We start from the raw sequence: 23430 nt of genomic DNA on the forward strand, positions 1-23430 counted from the left end.
ATATGTATGCTTGTCCTATCGGTCTTAGAACAACAAAAGATCTTTTTTATTATTCTGCAGACACAAGAGAATTATTTTAATGCAAAATAAAAAACGCGCTGGGTGCACGTTTTATTTTGGGTTATGAGCAGGAACTTCCCTAATGGCCAGCAGAAGAATAATAAGGGAAACAAGCCAGTTAATAATTGCCCCGTTTTGCACGGTGGTTTGCAGGGCTGACATGATAGCAAAGAAAATGGTTGGCAAAGTAATACTGTAGGCAGACATGCGCCATAACTGGCGGTATTCCAGTTTTTTGGCAAGAGCTTTTTTAATTAGAAGACCTGCCAGTGCTAAAATAGATATCTCAATAAATCGAATGGCCGCTGCAAAAATATAAATGACAATCCCTATTAAGGGAATAATAATCGGCATAAGGGATTCTGCAGAAGCAAGGAACTCGGAAAGATCACTTTTGGAAATTGTGCCGCCCGACAGCATCGAGTATGGATATGTCTGTTCCTGTCCTTCTGCACGTATGTAGACTTCATTTGTCAATAAAGCAATCGTATTGCCGCTTTCGGTTAGAACTGAAGGGTCAACTGCACCAGTCGAATCAACAATGATTGTAAAGTCACCCTTGCTGATGGTAACTGGTGCTTTTTCATCTGTATAAAGCTGTCCATTTTTTATTTCAAAATTAGGTAATTGATTATCAATGGTTTCATCAATAGCATTGAAGCCATTCATGATACCTGTCCCTGAATAAAATACGGTTGGCAATACTGACAGCAGGGTAAGGAAAAACACATACAAAATCGTCTTGCCTATTCCCTGATGCCTGAATAAAGCAATATCTTTAGGAGAAAACAAACTTTTATAAAACTGAACAAAAATATTCATTTGCACACACCCTTTTTGAGATTCACATTCTTATTTTAGCCAAATTCCAAGGAGTTACAAGGGAAATACTCTTTTCGTATTAAAGCAATACTTCTTCTGTTTTTGTAATGAAACTGTAATATTAGGGGCCAATGTTAAGGAATTGTAAATTTGGCTCTGATTATATTTACTTTTATCTTGAATAACATTAATAATTGTATGGGGTTTGATGAATCATGTCGAATAAATTATAGGGGTTGAAAATTGTGGAACTAAATGTTCAGCAAATGCTTTTTGAATTTTTGGGGGGGCTTGGTATTTTCCTTTATGGAATCAAGTTCATGGGTGACGGGCTCCAAAAATCAGCTGGTGACCGGCTGAGAGATTTATTAGATCGTTTTACGACAAATCCGCTAATGGGGGTATTGGCGGGTGTACTTGTCACCATCCTAATACAAAGCAGCTCTGCAACTACAGTAATTACAGTTGGTTTAGTATCAGCCGGGTTCATGACTTTGCGCCAGGCGATAGGTGTAATTATGGGGGCTAATATAGGAACTACAGTTACTGCATTCATCATTGGGATTGATATCGGGGAGTATGCTCTGCCGATCATTGCTTTAGGCTCAATCTTATTATTTTTCTTTAAAAAACAGAAAATCCACAATATCGGGCAAATTGTTTTTGGCTTTGGTGCGTTATTTTACGGTTTGGAATTAATGAGCGGAGGAATGAAGCCTCTTCGCACATTGGAATCTTTCCATGACTTGACCGTCAGCATGAGTTCAAATCCAATTCTGGGTGTAGTTGTCGGAACTGTGTTTACAGTTATTGTTCAAAGCTCGAGTGCCACAATCGGTATACTTCAGGGCTTGTTTTCTGAAGAACTTATCAATTTGGATGCTGCACTGCCCGTTCTGTTTGGAGATAATATTGGTACAACCATTACAGCGGTTTTAGCTGCTATTGGTGCTTCTGTTGCTGCAAGAAGAGCTGCAGCTGTACACGTAATGTTTAACTTAATTGGTACAACCATTTTCTTGATTTTATTAAAGCCTTTTACATTCTTAGTTGAAACACTGCAGGGTAAAATGGATTTAAATCCTGAAATGACAATTGCCTTTGCACATGGAATTTTTAATACGTCAAATACAATTATTCAGCTTCCATTTGTAGCTGTACTGGCTTGGATCGTGACCAAGCTAATTCCGGGTGAAGATGCGGTTGCTGATTATAAAGCAAAGCATTTGGATCCTATGTTTATTGAACAATCACCATCAATTGCACTTGGACAAGCTAAGGAAGAAGTGCTCCGTATGGGAACATTCTCTTTACGCGGACTTGAAGAAACGGTTCAATATTTAAAAACAGGCAATCAAAAACATTCTGATACCGCATACCAGTTAGAAGATGCAATCAATAACCTTGACCGTAAAATTACAGATTATTTGATTAAGCTCTCTACAAGCTCACTTTCTGCAAATGAATCTGCTGAGCACACAATGCTGATGGATACGGTAAGAGATATTGAGCGTATCGGTGACCATTTCGAAAATGTAATAGAACTGATTGATTATAAACAGGCAAATAAAGTGTCCATTACTGATTCAGCCATGGCAGATCTGGAGCAAATGTTCAAATTAACTATTTCCACCGTCAAAGAAGCTATGCAGGCACTGGATCATAATGATAAAATTGCTGCAGAGCATGTTGTAAAAAAAGAAGAAGAGATTGACAAGATGGAAAGAAAGCTCCGCAAACAGCACATTCTTCGATTGAATGAAGGCCTCTGCACTGGACAGGCCGGCATTGTGTATGTCGACATTGTCAGCAACCTGGAGCGTATCGGTGATCACGCTGTGAATATTGCTGAAGCTGTTTTAGGCGAAGAATAAGTGGTAAAATAAGCAGGGGATAATCCCGTGCTTATTTTATTTTAATGAAGAGGTGCTGATAGTGGAGATAGTTTATTGGACACTGATTATTCTGTTGTTTATTATCGCTTTTGCGGGTCTGGTTTTTCCAATTATACCAAGTGTGCTGTTTTTGCTGGGCGGTTTTATCCTTTATGGAGTCCTTTTTTCTTTTGAACCGTTTAACTGGCTATTTTGGACGATTCAGGGGCTGTTTGTTCTCCTGCTGTTTGGAGCTGATTACGTAGCCAATATGATTGGCGTGAAAAAATATGGCGGTTCAAAAGCTGGTGTATGGGGAAGTACAATCGGCCTTTTAGCTGGCCCATTTGTCATTCCTGTACTGGGAATCCTGATTGGCCCATTTCTTGGAGCGGTTATTGCTGAACTCGCAGTTAACAGGACAAACTTTAATGATGCTTTAAAGATTGGATTCGGATCTGTAATCGGATTTGTCAGCAGCGCAGCAGCCAAAGCGGTAATCCAGGGAGTTATGATTATTTATTTTCTTTTTGTGGTTCTATAAATAAGGCTGTTTTCGCAAGGTTTGATGCTTTTTATATATTATTTACTGAGCTGATTGCAGCGGAAGGTGCGATATCCTCGAAAATGCATTCGCATTTTCTTCGTGTGGTGTTTACTCAAGGGGCTTATTCAATGTCGTGCGGGCGTAGCGGGACAGGTGAGACCCCGCAGACGCGAAGTGTCGAGGAGGCTCACCGCACGCCCCGCGGTTCGCTGAGCAGCCTGGAGTTGAAATCAAGGGTTAACATTGTAGGCGAAAAAACAACTATTTATATGAAAAGAGCCTTATATAAGCAAAACCTGCGGATTAAATAATACTAATTTGGATAATGTATATATGTAGCAAAGCATTTTGTTTGAAACAAAAATCCAACTTTGGTAATCTTAATCTAAAGACCTTAGAAACATTATAAAATCTGAATTTTATAAATGATTGAATTGTTTCGGGGGCTGACCAAATCAGATACATAGGGAGGAATTTTATTATGGCATTCGAATTACCGCAATTACCTTACGCTTACGATGCATTGGAACCAAACATCGACAAAGAAACGATGAATATCCACCATACAAAGCATCACAATACTTATGTAACAAACCTTAACAATGCTTTAGAAGGAAACGAAGAGCTTCTTTCTAAAACTGTTGAAGAAGTGGTATCCAACCTGGATGCTGTTCCTGAAGCTGCCCGTACTGCTGTACGCAACAACGGCGGCGGTCATGCAAACCATTCTCTTTTCTGGCAGATCATTTCTCCTAATGGTGGCGGAGAGCCAACAGGTGAATTAGCAGATGCCATCAGCAGCAAATTCGGAAGCTATGACAGCTTTAAAGAAGAGTTCGCTAAGGCGGCTACAACTCGCTTTGGTTCAGGCTGGGCATGGCTTGTAGTAAACAATGGTGAACTTGAAGTAACAAGCACACCTAATCAGGATTCACCATTAATGGAAGGCAAGACTCCAATCCTTGGCCTTGACGTTTGGGAGCATGCTTACTACTTAAAATATCAAAACCGCCGTCCTGAATACATCAATTCTTTCTGGAATGTTGTTAACTGGGATGAGGTTACTAAGCGTTACAGCGCTGCAAAATAATAAATCTAACAGCACGGCAGATTATATCTGCCGTGTTTTTCTTTTTCACATTGATTTTGCGGCGGTTCTTGTGCAAATTTCTAAATCATTGCATAACCCCACTGGCTTTGTAGGAGACTACCCTTAGAACCAAAGGGGAGTTTTTTTATGAGCAGATTTAAAAAACTGATCGGTAATGTTGATTTAACGAAAGATTTAACATTGCTATTATTTATTGGCGGGCTGTATTCTTTAAGTGCTGCACTTTCAAACACGTTTGTAAATATCTATCTCTGGAAGCAGTCTGGTGAGTTCAGTGATCTGGCTTTGTATAACCTGGCCATTGTTGTTCTGCAGCCTTTGACTTTTATTCTGGCGGGGAGATGGGCGAAGAAGATTGATCGTGTCATTGTACTGAGAATCGGTGTGATTTTTTTAGCCCTTTTTTATCTGACTGTTCTTTTTATTGGAACAAACGCCTCGAAATTTTTATTGCTTCTCGGTGCTTTGCTGGGGGTAGGGTATGGGTTCTACTGGCTTGCTTTCAATGTACTCACTTTTGAAATAACTGAGCCGGAGAATCGGGATTTCTTTAATGGCTTCCTTGGAATACTAACATCCGTTGGGGGTATGATTGGCCCGATTGCAGCGGGTTTCATTATTTCAAGGATGGAAAAGTTCACCGGTTATTCCGTTATTTTCGGAATCTCCCTGACCCTTTTTTCAATAGCTGTCTTTTTAAGTTTCTTTCTTAAAAGGCGGCCGGCAGATGGAAGGTATTTATTTAGAAGAATTCTTGCAGAACGAAAAAACAGCCTGAATTGGCGCATGATTACAAATGCCCACTTCTTTCAGGGGCTCAGAGAAGGAACCTTTATATTTGTAATATCAGTTTATGTCTTCATTTCAACTGGCAGTGAATTGGCTCTTGGTACATACGGTTTGGTCAACTCAAGTATATCTTTTTTAGGGTATTATCTTGTGTCAAGACTCTTGAAAAAAGAGTATCGGAAAAGAGCCATACTGATCGGCGGATTAGTACTGTATGCGGCCATATTCTTTATTGTATTTGATGTCACCTATCCAAAGCTGCTGATGTATGCAGCTGCGATTGCTGTAGCGTATCCTCTCCTGCTTGTGCCTTATATCTCATTAACCTATGATGTCATTGGCAGAGGGTGGAAGGCTGCGGAGATGAGGATTGAGTATATTGTCGTCAGGGAAATCTTTTTAAATGCAGGACGTATAGTATCGATTTTAAGTTTTTTAGCTGCGGTAACTTTTTTTCAGGAAGAAAAAAGCATCCCTATTCTTCTCCTGATAATAGGAGCCGGACATTCAGTCATTTATTTTTTCGTCAGAAAAATTCAATTTCAGTCTGCATGAGAGAGGAAATCCTCTCTCTTTTTTTTACCAATAAAATTATCTTTGTCGAAAAAGGGTTCTTTATAGAATTTATTGTTATTTTCTTTTAGAATGGGATTATGAGACTTTTTTAAAGGAAGTGTGCGTAATTTGAATAGGAAGAAAAAGAAGACCCATGTTCCTTTCCGTCTGAATATGCTCTTCTTTGCTGTGTTTTTATTGTTTTCTATGCTGATCCTCCGGCTTGGGATGGTTCAGATTGTTTATGGCGATGATTATAAGCGTGAGATTGAAAGAACGGAAGATGTTACAGTCAACAGTCCTGTGCCAAGAGGTAAAATGTTCGACCGAAATGGACAGGTGATTGTCGATAATACCCCGCAAAATGCCATCACTTATACTAATAATGGGTACAAGCAGGATGAAATGCTTGAGGTGGCAGAAAAGCTGGCCAAGCTGATAGACAAAGATACCAAAAAGGTTCAGGAACGCGATAAGAAAGATTACTGGATCATGAAGAATCCTGAAAAGGCAGAAGAAAAGGTTACTAAAAAAGATAAAGAAGAACTTGAAAAGAAGTATGAGGGTAAGGAAAAGGAGCTGGATAAGGCCCTATATCAGCTCACTTTGGATCGGATTACAGAAGAGGAATTAAGTGAATTAACAAAAGACGATCTTGAAGTTCTTGCTATCTACAGAGAATTTACAAGCGGATATGCTTTAACACCCCAAATCGTTAAGAATAAAAAAGTAACACCTGAGGAATTTGCAGTTGTCAGTGAAAATCTGCAGCTTTTACCAGGTGTTGATACAACAACCGACTGGGAAAGATATTATGCCTTTGGAGATACTTTGAAATCAGTGCTTGGAAAAGTAACCAGCTCTGATGAAGGTCTTCCGGCTGAACAGATTGAATACTATATGGCACGTGACTACAGCCGTAATGACCGTGTAGGAAAAAGTTACATTGAGATGCAATATGAAGAAGTACTCCACGGCCAAAAGGCAAAAGTGAAAAATATTACGGACAAAGCCGGGAATGTCCTTGAAACTATTCCCATTACAGATGGTCAAAGAGGCAAGGACCTTGTGCTGAGCATTGATATGGATCTTCAGAAGGAAGTTGAGAAAATCATTGAAGAGGAATTGCGTAAAGCCAAGGCATCATCCGGAACTTCATTACTGGACAGGGCTTATGTGGTACTGATGGACCCGCATACCGGAGAAGTTCTTTCAATGGCCGGCAAAAAGATTGTAAAGGATAAAGACACAGGCCAATCCGAAATGCAGGATGATGCATTAGGCAACATCACGACTACTTATAATGTCGGTTCAGCTGTGAAGGGTGCTACCATACTTACCGGTTATAAAACGGGTGCTATTAATCCCGGAACCGTCTTTTATGATCGTCCTTTAAAAATTAAAGGAACACCAGTAAAGAAATCCTGGAGAAATTTCGGCCCTTTAAATGATATTAATGCTCTTAAATTTTCCTCAAACGTTTATATGTTTGAAACTGTCATCAACATAGGCGGGGGGAAATATGAGTTCGAGAAGCCATTATGGATAGATAAAAAAGCGTTTAGTACTGTAAGGGAATCCTTTGCACAATTCGGTCTTGGCGTCCGGACAGGGATTGATTTGCCAAATGAGCAAACAGGATTTAAAGGGATGAGTACATTGCCTGGTTTCATGCTTGACCTTTCGATTGGACAGTACGACACTTATTCCAACATGCAGCTTGCCCAATATGTGTCTGTCATTGCCAATGGCGGCAATAGGATGGAGCCTCATATTGTAAAAGAAATCCGTGAGCCATTAATGGAAAATAATGAACTTGGCCCTATTGTTCAGGAAATGGAGCCAAAGGTTCTTAATAGGGTTGAACTTGAAGATGGCTGGATGGACCGTGTCCAGGAAGGCTTCCGCAAAGTCATGCAGGAAAAAGGCGGTACAGGTTATTCTTATTTTGCCGGCAAAGAGTATAAACCAGCGGGTAAAACAGGTACAGCAGAGGCCTTTTATGATGGACCTGAGCGGAGCAAATTTGGAAAAGAGCCACCTGAGGTCATGAATCTCAGTCTTGTTGGTTATGCACCATCAGAGAATCCAGAGATTGCCATGGCTGTTTTAGTTCCATGGGCCTATCAGGGAAGCGTGGACCACGGAGCGAATAAAAAAATTGGCGAACGTGTTCTGGATGCTTACTTTGAGCTTAAAAAGGAGCGTCACAAGAAAGGCAGCGACAACAAAGAGTCTGTTCAAAAAGTGGAAAATATCGATGAAGTAATTGAAGGGCAGGAAGATGCTCGCAAGGAAAATGAAGAAAATGAATAAGCTTGATGGACTGTCTCCCTATTTAAACGGGAGACAGTTTTTTTGTCTTAGTATCTTTGATATCTAAATAAAACGTTATACCTCTAATTCGACATATTTACACAAGAATTGCTGACATTTACAAAAGCTTTACAATCAGTTAAAACCGCGTTAACAGTCAACCCTTATTCTAAATGCGTAGGACAAAACAACCAAATTTCTTAGGGGGAATTCAGGAATGAAACGTCTTAAAAAAATGAGCCTTTTACTAATGCTATCAGCCGTAATGGCATTCACTGCAGCATGCGGAGGCGAAGAAGGCACCAGCGCAAATGGAGATAACAATGAAGCACTGGAAGGCAGTGTGGTCATAGACGGTTCTGGTACAGTTTATCCATTCATGGCACGCATGGCTGAAAATTATATGGGAGAACAGGAAAATGTCTCTGTAGAAGTCAGCCGCTCCGGAACTTCAGCTGGCTTTAAGAAATTCCTTGCCGAAGACGGAACAGATTTTAATGACGCTTCCCGCCAAATTAAAGATGAGGAGAAAGCTTCCGCTGAAGATCTTGGCATTGATGTACAGGAAATGAAGGTAGCTTTAGACGGTATCACAATCGTAATTAACAAAGAAAATGAATGGGCTAAAGAGCTTACACAGCAGGAAGTTGTTGATATCTTCCTTGCAAGTGCAGGAAAGAAAAAATGGTCGGATGTTCGCCCTGATTTCCCGGATGAAGAAATTCAAACATATGGTCCAAATGAAAACCACGGCACTTACGAATTTATGTTTGAGAATATTCTCGAAGAACAGGATCTTCCAGAAAATATCAATCTGCAGCAGGATTACTCAACTTTAGTGGATCTTGTATCTAAAGATAAAAATGCTATCGGATTCTTTGGCTATGGTTACTATGATAGCAACAAAGATAAATTGTCTGCAGTAAAAGTAGACTTTGGCAACGGGCCTGTTGAACCATCATTAGACACAATCAAAGAAGACGGAGATTATGCTCCATTTACTCGCCCGGTATTCACATACCTGAATACAAATATGGCGAAAGAAAAGCCGCAAGTTCTTGATTATGCTATCTATACAATGGAAAATGCACAGGATGTTGCAGCAGAAACTGGATTCGCACCATTATCAGACGAAGATATCCAAGCTTCTCTGGATGCTTTGAACGGATTGAAATAAAGAAGTTTTGTTATGAGAAGATGAGAGGTTTGCCTTCTCATCTTCTTGTGATGTTCATGTAAAGAGTTCTTCTTTGGATGAGAAGGCTGAAAGGGGTTTTACAATTGGCTAAAAGTTCTGTTCAACACGTTAACAAAACGCTGAATGTACGAGAAATCATTCAGCAAAAGAAAAAATCTCGAAGTGTCAATAATTACACAGAAAAATTAATACCGAAAATATTATTTGGCATCGCAGCAATTTCAGTTCTTACTACTATTGGAATTGTACTTACATTAATTACGGAAACAATCGCCTTTTTTAAAGACGTTTCTTTTATAGATTTCTTTACAGGCACGGAGTTAAAGCCTTTAGGTGAAAATGCTGTCTTTGGTGTTCTGCCCTTATTGACGGGAACCATCATTTCGACTTTAATAGCTATGCTGGTTGCGATTCCAGTAGGACTGATGACAGCCATATTTTTAAGTGAATACGCATCAGAAAAAACAAGAAAGGCATTAAAGCCTCTTCTTGAAATACTGGCCGGTATTCCTACCATTGTTTATGGATTTTTTGCTTTTACGTTTGTAACACCTTTATTAAGATCTTTTATTCCTGGTCTTGAACCAACAAATATATTAAGCCCCGGGATTGTAATGGGAATCATGATTATCCCAATGGTAGCTTCTCTTTCTGAAGATGCAATGAGTTCTGTACCAAATGCGATGAGGGAGGGTGCTCTTGCACTGGGGGCAACAAAGCTTGAGGTAACCTGGAAAGTGGTTGTACCAGCAGCAATTTCGGGTATCATTGCTTCGTTTGTATTAGGAATTTCCAGAGCAATCGGGGAAACGATGATCGTCACCATTGCGAGCGGAAGTTCGAAAAATTTCACGTTTGATGTTACACAGTCCATGCAGACTATGACTGCTTATATTGTGGAAGTTACAGGCGGGGAAGCAGCCGCAGGAACAACTTTATATTATAGCCTTTACGCTGTTGCAATGACATTGTTTGTGTTTACGTTAATAATGAACCTTCTTGCTCAGTATATCTCTCGCAGGTTTAGGGAGGAATATTAATGAAATATGTAGATACGGAACAAGTGCATAAAAAAATGGGCAGCCGCCTGCTTGCCAATAACCTGGCTAAAACACTATTCTTTTTGGCCACTTTATTCGGTCTGGTTGTATTAATTGTATTAATCTATCGGGTCCTCGCTGATGGTTTAAGCTGGATCAATGTGGATTTTCTGATGAATCGCTTATCAACAGATCCTGAAAGGGCTGGGATCTGGGGAGCCATAACAGGAACATTTTGGCTGATGCTTGTAGTTGCTCCTGTAACGATGATTCTTGGAGTAGGCACAGCAATTTACCTTGAAGAATATGCAGCCAAGGGCCGCGTTTCTTCATTTATTAAGACGAACATTTCCAACCTGGCGGGCGTTCCGTCAGTTGTTTTTGGAATCCTTGGATTGACTGTTTTTGCAAGAGCGTTAGATTTGGGTTCTGTAGTTCTCGCAGGAGGACTCACAATGGCACTGCTTGTTCTTCCTGTTGTAGTAGTTGCCAGCCAGGAAGCAATCCGTGCTGTTCCCCAATTTCTAAGAGAAGCCTCTTACGGAATGGGAGCAACAAAGTGGCAAACGATTAAAAATGTAGTACTTCCAGCAGCATTACCTGGAATCCTTACGGGGGTTATTCTTGCATTATCGCGGGCAATAGGCGAAACAGCGCCATTGGTTGTTATTGGAATACCGGCTTTGTTAATTCCCGTTCCTGATGGAATCTTTGATAAATTTACGATTTTGCCGGTACAAATTTATTATTGGACAATCGACTCTGCTCTAGTAGCAGAATATGCAAACCTGGCAGCTGCAACGATCGTTATATTATTAATTGTTTTATTCGCGATGAACTCAATAGCCATCTTAATTCGGAACAAGTTCCAAAAAAGATATTAGCCTGGGAGGTTTTCTAAAATGCCTGTAGTGACAGAAAAAACAAATCCAAATGTAAAAAAAGAAAGCATAGCTCCACATTCAGCAGAAAACAAAAAAGTTGTTTATAATACAAAAGATCTTAACTTATGGTATGGTGAAGGCCATGCTTTAAAAAATATAAATCTAGCCATCAATGAAAATGAAGTAACGGCAATTATCGGACCATCAGGATGCGGTAAATCCACATATATTAAAACGCTGAACCGCATGGTTGAACTTGTGCCTTCAGTAAGAATTTCTGGAGAAATCTTATACCGGGAGCGAAATATTCTTGATAAATCATTTAAAGTGGAGGATTTAAGAACAAATGTGGGGATGGTTTTTCAAAAGCCAAATCCATTTCCAAAGTCCATTTATGAAAATGTAGCGTATGGACCGAAAATTCACGGTATCCGCGATAAAAAAATCCTTGATGAGATTGTTGAGAAGAGTTTAAGGGGAGCGGCAATCTGGGATGAAGTAAAGGATCGGCTGAACCAGAATGCGTACGGCCTTTCCGGCGGGCAGCAGCAGCGCCTTTGCATTGCACGCTGTCTTGCCATTGAACCGGATGTCATTTTAATGGATGAGCCAACATCTGCTCTTGACCCTATCTCTACATTAAAGGTGGAGGAGCTTGTACAGGAGCTTAAGCAAGAATTCAGCATTATCATTGTTACTCATAATATGCAGCAGGCAGCACGTATTTCTGATAAAACAGCTTTCTTCTTAAATGGTGAAGTAATCGAGTTTGCCGATACGGATAAGATATTTTCTACCCCTTCAGATAAACGGACTGAAGATTATATCACTGGACGATTCGGCTGATCTATTATATTGGTTTGTATCAACGATTTTAATCATTACTATTAGGATGAAGGGGGATTACATTGATGGTAGTACGTGAGAGGTTTGAATATGATCTGCAGGAGCTTCAAAAGAAACTGATTGAAATAGGCAATTTTGCAGGAGAAGCTTTGCATAGGTCGGTTGAAGCGCTTGAAACCAAAAATATAGAATTGGCACTTGAGATTATTGATGATGATAACCAGGCAGATATTTTATATGAGGAAATAAATGATTTAGCGATACTGTTAATTGCTAAACAGCAGCCAGTGGCTATTGACCTTCGCCGCATCATTGTGGCTATAAAGATCGCAACAGACATTGAACGAATTGCTGACTTTGGAGTGAATATTGCTAAGTCCACTATACGGATTGGATCAGAGCCGCTAATTAAGCCGATTGAACATATAAAGAAAATGTATGAAATTTCAACTGAAATGCTGCGTCTATCACTGGAAGCTTTCACTGAAGAAGATACTGCAAAAGCCAAAAAAGTTGCCGATATGGATGATCAGGTCGATGACCTCTATGGTGAAACCATTAAAGAGCTGCTGCAAATTAATCTGCAGAAACCGGAATACCTTCCGCAGATCACCCAGCTTTCATTTATTTGCCGTTATTTAGAAAGAGCAGCTGACCATGTTACGAATATTTCTGAACACATTTTTTATTTAGTTAAAGGACGCCAGTATGATTTAAATAATTAACAAGAAAAGCGGAAGCGTCTTGCCATAAAGGAGCTGCAGTAAAAAAAGCTAAAAGGAATTTTAACCTTTTAGCTTTTTGTTATGATTTTAGCAATTTCTTTATAGCTCATGTTATGGGTCAGTTCAAATGTGCCCAGCTGTATTTTTTTGCTGTACCCGTATTCCTCCAGGTAATTGCCGAAGTCTGCTGCCTGGTCGATTACACCTGCTTTTTCAAGCAGTGACGCGATTTCCCCGGGTGTCATGCCGCTCTCAATGGTTAGCTGATAGATCTTCTGAGACTCTTCTTCCTGCTCCGTATTCTTCTCAGCAGGTTCTTCTTTTACTTCCTTATTCTCGTTTTGGTCTTTAGCGTCCGTCTGCTGTAGGAGAGTATATTCTTCGTTTGTTAATACAGTGTAGCCGTGTGCCTGCAGGAATTTTTTTGCGCTGTTTTCATCGATTGTTCTATTTTCAGTATGCTCCGGTTTATTCAAAAAGTAGGCTGTGCCAAAGGCTATGACAGCAATAAGGATGCCAAATGCAAATGCCCTGGTATTTCTTTTATTCATGGCTATGGCCTCTAAATTTCATTTCTGTTTGAATGGTCCTTACTTCATCAGGAGAGAGTGAAGATTGTCTTGCAATTTGTTCTACTGACAGCCCTTGCCTGGTAAGCAGAATCACCTGATTTTTTATTATTTCATGAACTTCCCTTTTTTCTGCAGAATGAATAAAAGGCTCTGCAGGAACGTGCTGAGTAAAGGGTTCATCCGCCACGAGCAGTTCTTCTTCCAATACTTTTAATTTCTTTTTAATTTGATACATTTCCTGGATTTGCTGCATGGACATTTGGTCCATTTCATCGCGCAGCTCTTTATAAGGATCTCTCAAAAACACTGAAAGAATGAATAGCCCTATAGATAAGATCAATAATGACAGTAAGATTGATTCCAATAAAAGTCACCTCTAATTCATTGCACAGAAATATTTTACCATCTAAATTGACAAATTTCGATATATAATCCATAAACAGGTGAAATTTAAAGATTCTTGTCGCTGAAGCTCTGTCGAATCAGAAGCTCAGCAAACGTTTTAAAAGTTTTTTCTATTTGAAATCGGGAAGGCATGTGCATTCGCAAGAAGCGACAATTTCCGTTCATTGTAGGCTATCCATATCAGTGATAACATTGAGTTATATAAATAGTCATAAAATTTTGCGTTTTGTCATATAGAACCCTTTTTCCATGAAAATAATTGCAAGAGGTGCCGTCATGATAGATGAAATTATTAAGCTTCGCCGCAGGGGGCTGTCATTCCGTAAAATCGCCAGTAAGCTTGATACAACAGTAGGAAAGGTACAGTACCAGTGGACCAAACTTATCCAAAATAAAGGGAAACGCGACAGCGGGGAGTCTTTAGGGGAAAAATTAATATCTGAAGAAAACATTGTGCAAAATCAATCGAAAGATCATTTGACATTAACACGCTCAAGCGATGATAAGGCAAAAGTATCCTGGAGATTGTCTATTCAGAAGGTGAAGATGCTATCACTATACTTGGACAAGCCTGTATCCTCCTTGAGAAAATCTTTAAGAATCTATGATGTTACCGGGGTTGTTTTTGACGGAGCCAATGCAGTCTGTGATCATGAAGTTATCCTGTCCGATCATTCTGAATGGACCTTTAAAGGGCTCAAACCCGGCAAAGTGTATTGTGTTGAGCTGGGCATTAAAATAACAGATACTCATTTCATCCCGTTACTGCGTTCAGAAGCACTATATACTTCTGAGGAATCACCTTCCCAAGAAAAAAGTGAATCTGAGGTTCAGCCTGCATGGACGGTAAATGTGAGTACATACACCTATTATGAATCAGTGAGTGAAGGAGAAGGAAAAGAATGATGGACTCGGTAACTTCAGAACTAACTAATAATAGTATCATTAATAATAAACCTAAAATCCTTCTTCTTACCTGGGAGTATCCTCCCCATGTAGTAGGCGGTTTATCAAGGCATGTGTATGGACTTGCAGGAGGATTAAAACAGGATTATGAGGTTCATATACTGACTGCTAATCCCGGCACTCTTTCCAGCTATGAACATATAAACGGTATCTATATCCACCGGGTTAAGCCGCTAAATGAAAAAGATCCTAATTTTCTGCACTGGATTTTGGGATTGAATTTGGCGATGGAGCAAAAAGCCATTGAACTGTCATCCTTCCACCACTTTGAAATCATTCATGCACATGACTGGCTTGTAGGTGCATGCGGCCTGTCCTTAAAGGAGAGCTTGCACTGTCCTTTAATTACAACTATACATGCAACAGAATATGGAAGGAATAATGGGATTTACACAGAATTGCAGAAATTTATCCATACAAAAGAAGAGCAGCTGATCATTGGATCAGATCAGGTTATTGTCTGCAGTGAATATATGAAAGAAGAAGTACTTCAGCAATTTTCAATTGCCAGGGAAAAAATAGCTGTTATCGCAAACGGAATCAGCAAAGAATCACTTCTTGATGATCCTGACAGCTTATTGGAAGGGGTTCCGGTAAAAAAAGGCGGAAGGCTGATATTCTCCATTGGACGGATGGTGAGGGAGAAAGGGTTTGAAACCTTGATTGAGGCAGCGCCTATAATAAAAGAGAAGTATCAGGATGCTTATATAATCGTTGCCGGCAAAGGTCCTATGCTTGAAGCACACAGAAAAAAAGCAAGAGAACTGAAGGTTGATGATGTCATACTTTTTCCGGGATTTATAAATGACATGCAAAGATTAGCTCTCTTTCAGAAGTGCGAAATCGCTGCTTTTCCAAGTTATTATGAGCCATTTGGCATTGTAGCCCTCGAAGCAATGATCACAGGAAAGCCGGCGATCGTTTCCTATACAGGAGGGTTAAAGGGAATTGTTAAACATGAATATTCCGGACTGTTCATGGTTCCAGGAGATCCACACAGCTTCGCAGAGCAGGCTTCCGCTCTTCTTGAGAACCCTAAAGCCGCCGATACAATTGGCAAACAAGGTCAAAAGGTCGCAGAAAGCCTGTTCAGCTGGAGACGCATTGCTGATGAAACAAATAGAGTATTTCAAGAAACCCGGATCAGCCAGAAGCTTGAAGATCTGGTGTGATATATTTTACCTGCCATTAAAATGATGTTAAAAAAATTATAGAAAAAGGTGCATAAAGATGAATACATTAAATTGGATTCAATCTGATGTTTATGAAGAAATGGAGAAAGCGCCGATCGGGAAATTGAGGATGATTCCCGGATTATGGATAGACGGGAAAACTTACTGGATGGAAAATGTCAGTAAAGAAATGTTTCCTGATGAAAATATTTCTGTTCAAATTAAAACAGAAAAAATCCACTCTAAAATTTCCTATTTTAGGTGCTATATTACGAACCATGCGGACGAGCCCAGAACGATTAAGCTTCTATTGCAGCACAGACATGCGTTTTCTTCCCGTGAACACCTTTCTTTCATTTCTCCCGCAGAAAATGTAATCTTTCATATGGCTGATTCCAAGCTGTTTTTGGTCAATGGCCAGCTAAACGGCAAAAAAATGGAAGAGTGTACGATTCAGCCATACTGGAACATTTTCAGTGACCAAATATGGAACTGCAAAAAGAAGGGGACATTAAAATACCACCCTATGGCCCAAGGGAATGCAATAAGCATCTTCGCACTTAATGCAGTATTTAATGGCAGAGGAACAGCAGAAGGGGAGTCATGGATTATCAACGGAAACAGCAAATCAGAGACGCTTCAGTATAACAGCCTGCTGATAGACAGGGTTAAAGAGGATACTTTTAAAAAAACGTACTAGCATTTCGATTTAAAAAATGATATTATAGAAAAGTCGTATGAACGAACTAGTTTGAACATAGTTTGGAGGGAAATTACATGCGTGTAAACATTACGTTAGCTTGCACAGAATGTGGAGATCGTAACTATATTTCTAAAAAAAATAAACGAAATAATCCAGATCGTCTTGAGCTTAAAAAATATTGCCCAAGAGACAAGCGTTCGACTGCACATCGCGAAACAAAATAAGTGGTAGGATCATTCCTACTGCTTTTTTTGTTGACTTTTTTTATGGGTATCCTTCCCTTTTCTGGATAAATTATTGTTAGCTTTATAAAAACTGGAGGTTTTTATATGGAAATTGATAAAAGGGTCCTTAGGAAGCAAATGCAGGATCGGATGAAGGAATTGAGCAAGCCTGAGTATGAACAGCTATCCTATCAAATTGCCTGCAGCCTTTATAGCACCCCTTTATGGAGCCAGGCCAAAACGATAGGAATAACGGTTTCAAAGGCGCCTGAGGCTGATACATGGCAGATCATCAGAAGAGCTTGGGAAGAAGGGAAGAGGGTTGTTGTCCCGAAGTGCATACCTCAATCAAAGCAAATGGAGTTCCGTGAATTGAATAGCTTCATGGATTTGGAGTCAGTATTTTATGGATTATGGGAGCCAAATCCGGAAAAAACGGATGAAGTCCGCAGTGAAGAAATCGATACTTTAATCGTTCCCGGACTGGCATACATGAAAAACGGCTTCCGGCTAGGGTTTGGTGGAGGATATTATGATCGTTTTCTCGAGCATTATAAAGGAAGAACGGTTTCACTGGCTTTTGAAATGCAGGTTATAACCCGCTTTCCAGTGGAAAACCATGACAAGCCGGTGGAAATGATTATTACCGATCAGCAGGTGTGTGATGTTTGAATCCATAGCTATTATTATTTTTATATTGATCACATCCCTGGCCGGATATTATTTCCGATTACTGACCTTTTCAGGCAGTATAGCGGCATTCATTGTGGGTGCGGCAGCAGGCTGGGGATTTGGTTTTTATGGCCTTCTTGTCCTGGGGTTCTTTTTTGCAAGTTCAAGCTTCTGGTCAAAATTTAAAAGCCATAAAAAAAAGGAATTCGAAAATAAGCATGCAAAAGGATCAAGAAGGGATTGGCAGCAGGTTGCTGCAAATGGAGGCATAGCCGCAATTGCCAGCATATTTAATCTGCTGGATCCATCACAGGTTTGGCTGATAATGTTTCTTATCGGACTGGCTGCAGCAAACTCGGATACATGGGCATCAGAAATTGGCTCATTAAGTCAAACCCCCCCCATTTCTCTGAAGACCTGGAGGACAATCGAAACGGGTACTTCCGGTGCTGTCAGCTCTCTCGGGACACTTGCAGCTTTGTCAGGTTCTTTTATGATAGCCCTTCTATCAAATGTGCTGTTTGACATTACAGTTTATGAGGTTTTACTGATTGGAGTTTTTGGGTTTGCAGGGAATTTGATTGATTCTTTATTGGGTGCTTTTCTTCAAGCTGAATACAAGTGCCAGATATGCAGTTCAAACGTGGAAACAGCACAACATTGCGGGCAGCCGGCCTCTTTGATAAAAGGCTGGCTTTTTGCAGATAATGATTTTGTTAATTTTTTTTCAGGTTTAGCTTCTGCCTCGGTGGGAATGCTTCTATATATCTTATTGGCATAAAGGGACTTTGCTGTTCTCTACAATTAAGTAAAGGGGAGTTATTATGATAAATCGGGTAAACAGAGTGGTGCTGATCGGAACTGGCTTCGTTGGATCAAGCTATGCGTTTGCACTATTAAATCAAGGTGTTATAGAAGAACTGGTGCTGATTGATTTAAATAAGGATAAATCTGAAGGAGATGCCATGGACTTAAATCACGGCATGCCCTTTGCCCCTTCCCCAACATCGATCTGGTTTGGAGATTATTCCGATTGCAAAGATGCTGATTTGATTGTCATTACTGCAGGAGCGAATCAAAAACCCGGTGAGACCCGCCTGAATCTTGTAGAAAAAAATTCTAAAATCTTTAAAGGAATAGTTGAGCATGTCATGAACAGCGGTTTTGATGGCATTTTTCTGGTTGCGACAAATCCAGTAGATATTCTCACGTATGCTGTCTGGAAATACTCCGGGCTCCCAAAAGAAAGAGTAATTGGATCCGGAACGATATTGGATACGGCCAGATTCAGATTTCTGCTGGGTGAATATTTCAAGGTCGATACGAGAAATGTTCATGCTTATATAATAGGTGAACACGGAGATACTGAATTGCCTGTATGGAGCCATGCCGATATTGCAGGGAAAAGCATTGAAGACTGGATGAAGAAAGAAGAGAACTATAGGCAGGAAGATCTTAACGGGTTATTCCTTAATGTCAGAGATGCAGCTTATCATATTATCGAGCGAAAAGGTGCGACTTATTATGGAATAGCCATGGGTCTGGTCAGACTGACGAAAGCCATCCTTCAGAACGAAAATTCCGTCCTTACGGTGTCAGCTTATTTAGATGGGGAATATGGTCATGAGGATGTTTATATTGGGGTGCCTGCTATAGTCAATAGAAATGGCATTCGTGATATTGTTGAACTTCACCTAAACACCGAAGAGAAGAATCAGTTTACCCATTCAGTTAATGTTCTCAAGAAAACGATGGAACCGATATTGAAGGATTAATTAGCTTATATCAATGGTGAAATTTATCGCAGTCTAACGGGCAGTAAGACCCCCACTTCAAGACTCAGAGGAATCAAAGGAGGATAAGTGGGGGTCAAACTGCTCGTAAAGGCCCGATTGGTGAGATACAGTGAAACTTGCCGACGCGCAGGCAGAGGCTTAGTTGAACCAATCGGGTTCGTAGTGTCGATTGATCGAAGCGCTAGCGGAGATCTTAGCGACACTAGAACGCGACTAACAATCAGTGGGGGATAAGGAAAATCCCCACTGATTGAAGTTTCACTTTATTTTGCTATAGAGAATGGATAAAAATTATTCCCTCTTCTCACAATAAGGAGGAGGAGGGAATTCAATGTCTCGATTACTATCTATTTTTATGATTGGGCTGGGTACTTATTTTGCCTATCATAACCGTTATCGATTGATTAATGTTATGTTTGGGAATGTTTTTCTGCGGAAGCTGCTGGTTACTTCAGTCATGAGTTTTCCGCTTGTCCGCGACAGGATGATGAGCTCTGTTTTCTCTTCCGGGCCATCAGAAGGGCGGCAATCTTGAAGTAAAAAGACCGTAATAGGTCTTTTTATTTTGCCGATATCTAAAGGTGCTTTTTCTTTTACAAAAGGTTTCTTTTTTGCCTATAGTTAAATAAAGTATAGTAATTAATGCAACATATAGAGAGTGGGGGAAGAATTGGCCGTTCAAGAGGATTATGTATTTTGGAAACTTGCGGATTATTTAATATCTGAACACGGGTACAGAATGATTCAGTTGTCTGGAGATCAGGATGAATTGTGGCTTGAAAGGATGGAGGATAAAAACATAAAGGCAATCAGGCTCTTAAAATATGACCTTGACTGGAGCAATTGGATGCAGCGGGATATTGAAGTGACGGCCGCAAAAGCTGAATCGGTCAGGAAGCAGCTTGGAAAAAGGGAAATGCCGGTTTTAAATATCTATGTTTCTGCGTACCTGCCTGTTGATGACTATGAATTCCGCATCACAGACCCCTTCATGCCTGAAAATGGGAAAGCGTCTGTTCAAAGCATGATCATTGAATCCGGCAAACCGGAAAGCCTGCATGCGGTTGAAGAAATTTTCGAAAAACCGTTAATCCTTCCGTCCGGAAATTATACGGAAATGGATGCCGATGCCCTGAAGCATACTGCTCTTTCTAAAGCGGTAAAAACAGCAAAAAAAGAAAAGGAAATGTTCAATTTTGGGAAGCCTTTTTTCACGTTTATATTTATGGTTATTCAAGTTGCTGTTTTTTTAATTTTGGAAGCGATGGGCGGCAGTACAGATACCTCGACGTTAATTAAGTATGGGGCTAAATTTAATCCATTAATTTTAGATGGGGAATGGTGGAGATTTTTAACCCCGATTGTCCTTCATATTGGATTGCTTCATTTACTAATGAATACACTTGCCTTATTTTATCTTGGATCCGCAGTGGAACGTGTGTATGGAAATTTAAGATTCCTATTTATCTATTTGGCTGCTGGATTTGGCGGAACATTAGCCAGTTTTGTTTTTAGCCCTGCACTTTCAGCAGGGGCCAGCGGTGCTATTTTTGGCTGCTTTGGGGCACTTTTATATTTTGGGCTCATTTATCCAGGCCTTTTCTTCCGGACTATGGGTTTTAATATACTTGTTGTATTAGGAATCAACCTTGCATTTGGATTTACCATCCCGGGAATTGATAATGCCGGACATATAGGAGGGCTGATTGGCGGATTTCTTGCTACTGGCATTGTGCATTTTCCCAAGAAGAAAAAGCCATTGCTTCAGCTGCTGTTTTTAGCTGGAACATTCTGTCTGGCAGCCGGCTTGATGAAGTATGGATTCAATGAACCGGGAAGACTATTAAATGAACAAACAGCTATGGTAATGGCCGAGGAACATATCAATGGTGAAGAGTTTGAAAAGGCTCGTTTAATGCTTGCTGATTTTATTGAAGAAGGGAATGCTTCACCGGAAGTCTATTTTCTATTATCATATACTGAAATAAAAGTGGGGAGATTAAAAGAAGCAGAAGAGCACCTGCTTCATGTAATTAAGGAAGATGATTCTTTTCATGAAGCACATTATAATCTTGCACTAATCTATTTAGAAGAAAAGCAGCCGGAAAAAGCAAGAAATCATGCACAAAAGGCCGCTGATCTTCAGCCGGATCAGGAGGAGTATCAAAAGCTGTTAAATCAAATAGAATGATGCTGACAGAATTTTCAGCTTACTTCCTGGGAAATAACAGCTGAATTTCCCTGCGAATTTTTATGAATCATGCCATTCATTGGTATGATTTTTTTTTTGCATGTCAATGATGTTGAATAGTATGCAAGGAAAAGAATGGAACAGAATGCTGAGGTGGGGATTTTGGAGAAAGCGAGAAGAGAGCCTGTAAAGGTTTCTCTAAAAGATAATATTGAGTATCTTAGAGATGCTCTTGGAGTTGAAAAAAGCTTCGATGTGATTCAGCTTGATGTTGAATATGCAGAAAGGGAAATGGCTTTATATCTGGTAGACGGCTTTGTAAAAGATGACATTCTGCACTATCTGATGAAAATGCTTGCCGGCCTGGATGCAGCCCAGCTGGAAGGAGATACATTATCCAGACTGATAAAAACGTATATACCATACGTTGAAGTTGAAACAACTGATGACCTGGATAAAGTGGTGGATATGGTGCTGGCAGGGCCGACTGCTCTAGTCGTGGATGGTATCGATGAAGTAATTCTCATTGATGCACGTACATATCCGGTAAGAGGCCCTCAGGAGCCTGATATTGAACGTGTTGTCCGCGGCTCAAGGGATGGGTTTGTAGAAACACTCGTTTTTAATACAGCTTTAACGAGGAGAAGAATTAGGGACAGAACACTGCGCATGGAATATATGCAGGTGGGCAGGCGTTCCAAGACAGATATTGTTGTCAGTTATATTGAAGACATTGCAGATCCGGATATGGTGAAGAAAATAAAGAAGTCTATCTCTAAAATTGATACTGATGGATTGCCGATGGCCGAAAAATCAATAGAGGAATTCATTTCAGGCCGCCATTGGAATCCGTATCCCATGGTAAGGTATACTGAAAGGCCTGATACGGCAGCAACCCACCTTTATGAAGGCCACGTCTGCATCATCGTCGATGGTTCGCCAAGTGTTATCATAACACCTACAACCTTCTGGCATCACCTGCAGCATGCTGAAGAGTACAGGAATAAGCCGCTTGTAGGCGCTTATTTGCGATTTGTCCGATTTTTAGCTGTATGGGCTTCCATTTTCCTTTTGCCATTATGGTATTTATTTGCGATAGAGCCGCAGCTGCTTCCTGATGCATTATCCTATATCGGGCCCAATGACACGGGAGAGCTGCCATTAGTCGTTCAGTTCCTGATGATAGAGCTTGGTCTTGATATGCTTAGGATGGCTGCAATCCATACACCTTCCGCTCTGGCCACTGCATTGGGACTCGTGGCGGCCCTGATGATTGGTCAGGTAGCAGTTGAAGTGGGTTTGTTTATAAATGAAGTCATTCTTTATTTAGCGATAGCGGCAATTGGTACATTTTCAACCCCAAGCTATGAAATGAGCCTGGCAAACAGGCTGATAAGAATCGGTCTGCTGATATCAACCAGTATTTTTCATACCTACGGCTATGTAGTTGGCATCCTGCTGATGATTATCATGCTTGCCAGAATGAAGTCTTTTGGAGTGCCCTATTTATGGCCGTTCATCCCTTTCAATCTGAGAGCATTCAGGGATGTATTGCTAAGGTCACCAATACCATTGAAGAACAGGCGGCCGCGTTTCCTGCATCCAAAGGATCCGGACCGCTAATCTAAATCCCTTCCTGCTGGAAGGGATTTTTTATATATTCTAGGCGCTTCTCTGTCTTGAGAAGGGGGGGATTTTAGATTATACTTTAATGTGGTATAAACTTATCAATAAGGCAGAGGTACAGAATGAAAACCATTTATGATATACAGCAGTTTCTGAAGAAATACGGAACTATCATCTACATAGGGGATCGGGAAGCTGATTTGGAGCTTATGGCTGCTGAATTAACAGAGCTATATGACTCTCAGCTTATTGATGTAAAAGATTATCAGAGCAGCATCTTGATTCTGCGGACGGAAATTCAGAATCTTAAAGAGAATAAATAGAAAGAAAAGGTGA

General features: G+C 40.3%; 24 protein-coding genes. 21 read left to right on the forward strand and 3 right to left on the reverse strand.

Annotated elements, in window-relative coordinates; all coding sequences use genetic code 11:
* Nucleotides 1-111: 111 nt before the first annotated feature.
* On the reverse strand, nucleotides 112-882 hold the full coding sequence (locus AC3WTL_RS12475; RefSeq protein ID WP_492369465.1) for a DUF1189 domain-containing protein: 771 nt from the start codon (nucleotides 880-882) through the stop codon (nucleotides 112-114).
* A gap of 266 nt (nucleotides 883-1148) precedes the next feature.
* On the opposite strand from AC3WTL_RS12475, the gene AC3WTL_RS12480 reads away from it, so the two are divergent.
* The 10 genes from AC3WTL_RS12480 to phoU all read left to right on the forward strand — a co-directional run bounded on the left by AC3WTL_RS12480 (nucleotide 1149) and on the right by phoU (nucleotide 12767).
* On the forward strand, nucleotides 1149-2756 hold the full coding sequence (locus AC3WTL_RS12480; protein WP_492369506.1) for a Na/Pi cotransporter family protein: 1608 nt from the start codon (nucleotides 1149-1151) through the stop codon (nucleotides 2754-2756).
* A 61-nt stretch (nucleotides 2757-2817) separates the two neighbouring features.
* A complete protein-coding gene (locus AC3WTL_RS12485) occupies nucleotides 2818-3300 on the forward strand; it encodes a DUF456 domain-containing protein (RefSeq protein ID WP_492369466.1) in 483 nt (160 codons plus the stop codon).
* A 484-nt stretch (nucleotides 3301-3784) separates the two neighbouring features.
* A complete protein-coding gene (locus AC3WTL_RS12490) occupies nucleotides 3785-4393 on the forward strand; it encodes a superoxide dismutase (protein ID WP_095245680.1) in 609 nt (202 codons plus the stop codon).
* A gap of 147 nt (nucleotides 4394-4540) precedes the next feature.
* Nucleotides 4541-5758 (forward strand): MFS transporter, encoded by a 1218-nt coding sequence (locus AC3WTL_RS12495; protein ID WP_197247476.1) that lies wholly within the window; start codon nucleotides 4541-4543, stop codon nucleotides 5756-5758.
* A gap of 129 nt (nucleotides 5759-5887) precedes the next feature.
* Nucleotides 5888-8074, forward strand: a complete 2187-nt coding sequence (locus AC3WTL_RS12500) for a peptidoglycan D,D-transpeptidase FtsI family protein (protein ID WP_492369467.1) — start codon at nucleotides 5888-5890, stop codon at nucleotides 8072-8074.
* 217 nt (nucleotides 8075-8291) lie between these two features.
* Nucleotides 8292-9251, forward strand: a complete 960-nt coding sequence (locus tag AC3WTL_RS12505) for a PstS family phosphate ABC transporter substrate-binding protein (RefSeq protein WP_048011131.1) — start codon at nucleotides 8292-8294, stop codon at nucleotides 9249-9251.
* Nucleotides 9252-9355: 104 nt separating this feature from the next.
* Nucleotides 9356-10312: a phosphate ABC transporter permease subunit PstC gene (gene pstC, locus AC3WTL_RS12510; protein ID WP_492369468.1), complete on the forward strand. Its 957-nt coding sequence runs from the start codon at nucleotides 9356-9358 to the stop codon at nucleotides 10310-10312.
* Entirely contained in the window at nucleotides 10312-11196 is an 885-nt protein-coding gene (gene pstA / locus AC3WTL_RS12515) for a phosphate ABC transporter permease PstA (protein ID WP_248348383.1), read from the forward strand. The genes pstC and pstA overlap by 1 nt, the downstream gene beginning before the upstream one ends.
* An 18-nt stretch (nucleotides 11197-11214) precedes the next feature.
* A complete protein-coding gene (gene pstB, locus AC3WTL_RS12520; protein WP_248348385.1) occupies nucleotides 11215-12042 on the forward strand; it encodes a phosphate ABC transporter ATP-binding protein PstB in 828 nt (275 codons plus the stop codon).
* 65 nt (nucleotides 12043-12107) lie between these two features.
* A complete protein-coding gene (phoU, locus tag AC3WTL_RS12525) occupies nucleotides 12108-12767 on the forward strand; it encodes a phosphate signaling complex protein PhoU (RefSeq protein ID WP_197208710.1) in 660 nt (219 codons plus the stop codon).
* 68 nt (nucleotides 12768-12835) lie between these two features.
* Here the strand turns inward: phoU and AC3WTL_RS12530 are convergent, their stop codons facing one another.
* The gene (locus AC3WTL_RS12530) at nucleotides 12836-13318 is read right to left on the reverse strand and encodes a hypothetical protein (protein ID WP_492369469.1); all 483 of its coding nucleotides are present in this window, start codon (nucleotides 13316-13318) and stop codon (nucleotides 12836-12838) included.
* Nucleotides 13311-13703, reverse strand: a complete 393-nt coding sequence (locus tag AC3WTL_RS12535; RefSeq protein ID WP_248348388.1) for a hypothetical protein — start codon at nucleotides 13701-13703, stop codon at nucleotides 13311-13313. The genes AC3WTL_RS12530 and AC3WTL_RS12535 overlap by 8 nt, the downstream gene beginning before the upstream one ends.
* A 317-nt stretch (nucleotides 13704-14020) precedes the next feature.
* On the opposite strand from AC3WTL_RS12535, the gene AC3WTL_RS12540 reads away from it, so the two are divergent.
* From AC3WTL_RS12540 to AC3WTL_RS12590, 11 genes are all read left to right on the forward strand, one after another.
* The gene (locus AC3WTL_RS12540) at nucleotides 14021-14650 is read left to right on the forward strand and encodes a DUF4912 domain-containing protein (RefSeq protein WP_231594034.1); all 630 of its coding nucleotides are present in this window, start codon (nucleotides 14021-14023) and stop codon (nucleotides 14648-14650) included.
* Complete coding sequence (locus AC3WTL_RS12545; RefSeq protein ID WP_197247489.1) at nucleotides 14647-15882, forward strand: glycosyltransferase family 4 protein; 1236 nt, start codon at nucleotides 14647-14649, stop codon at nucleotides 15880-15882. The genes AC3WTL_RS12540 and AC3WTL_RS12545 overlap by 4 nt, the downstream gene beginning before the upstream one ends.
* Nucleotides 15883-15940: 58 nt before the next feature.
* On the forward strand, nucleotides 15941-16582 hold the full coding sequence (locus AC3WTL_RS12550) for a hypothetical protein (protein WP_248348393.1): 642 nt from the start codon (nucleotides 15941-15943) through the stop codon (nucleotides 16580-16582).
* A gap of 77 nt (nucleotides 16583-16659) precedes the next feature.
* Entirely contained in the window at nucleotides 16660-16809 is a 150-nt protein-coding gene (gene rpmG / locus AC3WTL_RS12555) for a 50S ribosomal protein L33 (RefSeq protein ID WP_053434400.1), read from the forward strand.
* 105 nt (nucleotides 16810-16914) lie between these two features.
* Nucleotides 16915-17481, forward strand: coding sequence for a 5-formyltetrahydrofolate cyclo-ligase (locus AC3WTL_RS12560; protein WP_197247490.1), 567 nt, complete (start codon nucleotides 16915-16917; stop codon nucleotides 17479-17481).
* Nucleotides 17474-18262: a DUF92 domain-containing protein gene (locus AC3WTL_RS12565; RefSeq protein ID WP_492369470.1), complete on the forward strand. Its 789-nt coding sequence runs from the start codon at nucleotides 17474-17476 to the stop codon at nucleotides 18260-18262. The genes AC3WTL_RS12560 and AC3WTL_RS12565 overlap by 8 nt, the downstream gene beginning before the upstream one ends.
* A 43-nt stretch (nucleotides 18263-18305) precedes the next feature.
* Nucleotides 18306-19256, forward strand: a complete 951-nt coding sequence (locus AC3WTL_RS12570; protein ID WP_492369471.1) for an L-lactate dehydrogenase — start codon at nucleotides 18306-18308, stop codon at nucleotides 19254-19256.
* Between the two features lie 352 nt (nucleotides 19257-19608).
* Nucleotides 19609-19812 (forward strand): protein YqgO, encoded by a 204-nt coding sequence (gene yqgO, locus AC3WTL_RS12575; RefSeq protein ID WP_048008275.1) that lies wholly within the window; start codon nucleotides 19609-19611, stop codon nucleotides 19810-19812.
* Between the two features lie 135 nt (nucleotides 19813-19947).
* Entirely contained in the window at nucleotides 19948-21468 is a 1521-nt protein-coding gene (locus tag AC3WTL_RS12580; protein ID WP_492369472.1) for a rhomboid family intramembrane serine protease, read from the forward strand.
* 135 nt (nucleotides 21469-21603) lie between these two features.
* Nucleotides 21604-23091 (forward strand): spore germination protein, encoded by a 1488-nt coding sequence (locus tag AC3WTL_RS12585; protein WP_492369473.1) that lies wholly within the window; start codon nucleotides 21604-21606, stop codon nucleotides 23089-23091.
* 125 nt (nucleotides 23092-23216) lie between these two features.
* Nucleotides 23217-23417 carry a YqgQ family protein gene (locus tag AC3WTL_RS12590; protein WP_048008273.1) on the forward strand — a complete coding sequence of 67 codons (201 nt, stop codon included), beginning with the start codon at nucleotides 23217-23219 and terminating at the stop codon, nucleotides 23415-23417.
* Nucleotides 23418-23430 lie beyond the last annotated feature (13 nt).

It is taken from the genome of Cytobacillus sp. EB106-05-05-XG126 (assembly GCF_058791715.1).

Coding starts and splice junctions, on each gene's coding strand:
- AC3WTL_RS12475 (WP_492369465.1), bottom strand. CDS start 882: ATGAATATTTTTGTTCAGTTTTATAAAAGTTTGTTTTCTCCTAAAGAT.
- AC3WTL_RS12480 (WP_492369506.1), top strand. CDS start 1,149: ATGCTTTTTGAATTTTTGGGGGGGCTTGGTATTTTCCTTTATGGAATC.
- AC3WTL_RS12490 (WP_095245680.1), top strand. CDS start 3,785: ATGGCATTCGAATTACCGCAATTACCTTACGCTTACGATGCATTGGAA.
- AC3WTL_RS12495 (WP_197247476.1), top strand. CDS start 4,541: ATGAGCAGATTTAAAAAACTGATCGGTAATGTTGATTTAACGAAAGAT.
- AC3WTL_RS12505 (WP_048011131.1), top strand. CDS start 8,292: ATGAAACGTCTTAAAAAAATGAGCCTTTTACTAATGCTATCAGCCGTA.
- pstA (WP_248348383.1), top strand. CDS start 10,312: ATGAAATATGTAGATACGGAACAAGTGCATAAAAAAATGGGCAGCCGC.
- pstB (WP_248348385.1), top strand. CDS start 11,215: ATGCCTGTAGTGACAGAAAAAACAAATCCAAATGTAAAAAAAGAAAGC.
- phoU (WP_197208710.1), top strand. CDS start 12,108: ATGGTAGTACGTGAGAGGTTTGAATATGATCTGCAGGAGCTTCAAAAG.
- AC3WTL_RS12530 (WP_492369469.1), bottom strand. CDS start 13,318: ATGAATAAAAGAAATACCAGGGCATTTGCATTTGGCATCCTTATTGCT.
- AC3WTL_RS12540 (WP_231594034.1), top strand. CDS start 14,021: ATGATAGATGAAATTATTAAGCTTCGCCGCAGGGGGCTGTCATTCCGT.
- AC3WTL_RS12545 (WP_197247489.1), top strand. CDS start 14,647: ATGATGGACTCGGTAACTTCAGAACTAACTAATAATAGTATCATTAAT.
- AC3WTL_RS12550 (WP_248348393.1), top strand. CDS start 15,941: ATGAATACATTAAATTGGATTCAATCTGATGTTTATGAAGAAATGGAG.
- rpmG (WP_053434400.1), top strand. CDS start 16,660: ATGCGTGTAAACATTACGTTAGCTTGCACAGAATGTGGAGATCGTAAC.
- AC3WTL_RS12560 (WP_197247490.1), top strand. CDS start 16,915: ATGGAAATTGATAAAAGGGTCCTTAGGAAGCAAATGCAGGATCGGATG.
- AC3WTL_RS12565 (WP_492369470.1), top strand. CDS start 17,474: ATGTTTGAATCCATAGCTATTATTATTTTTATATTGATCACATCCCTG.
- AC3WTL_RS12570 (WP_492369471.1), top strand. CDS start 18,306: ATGATAAATCGGGTAAACAGAGTGGTGCTGATCGGAACTGGCTTCGTT.
- yqgO (WP_048008275.1), top strand. CDS start 19,609: ATGTCTCGATTACTATCTATTTTTATGATTGGGCTGGGTACTTATTTT.
- AC3WTL_RS12585 (WP_492369473.1), top strand. CDS start 21,604: ATGGAACAGAATGCTGAGGTGGGGATTTTGGAGAAAGCGAGAAGAGAG.
- AC3WTL_RS12590 (WP_048008273.1), top strand. CDS start 23,217: ATGAAAACCATTTATGATATACAGCAGTTTCTGAAGAAATACGGAACT.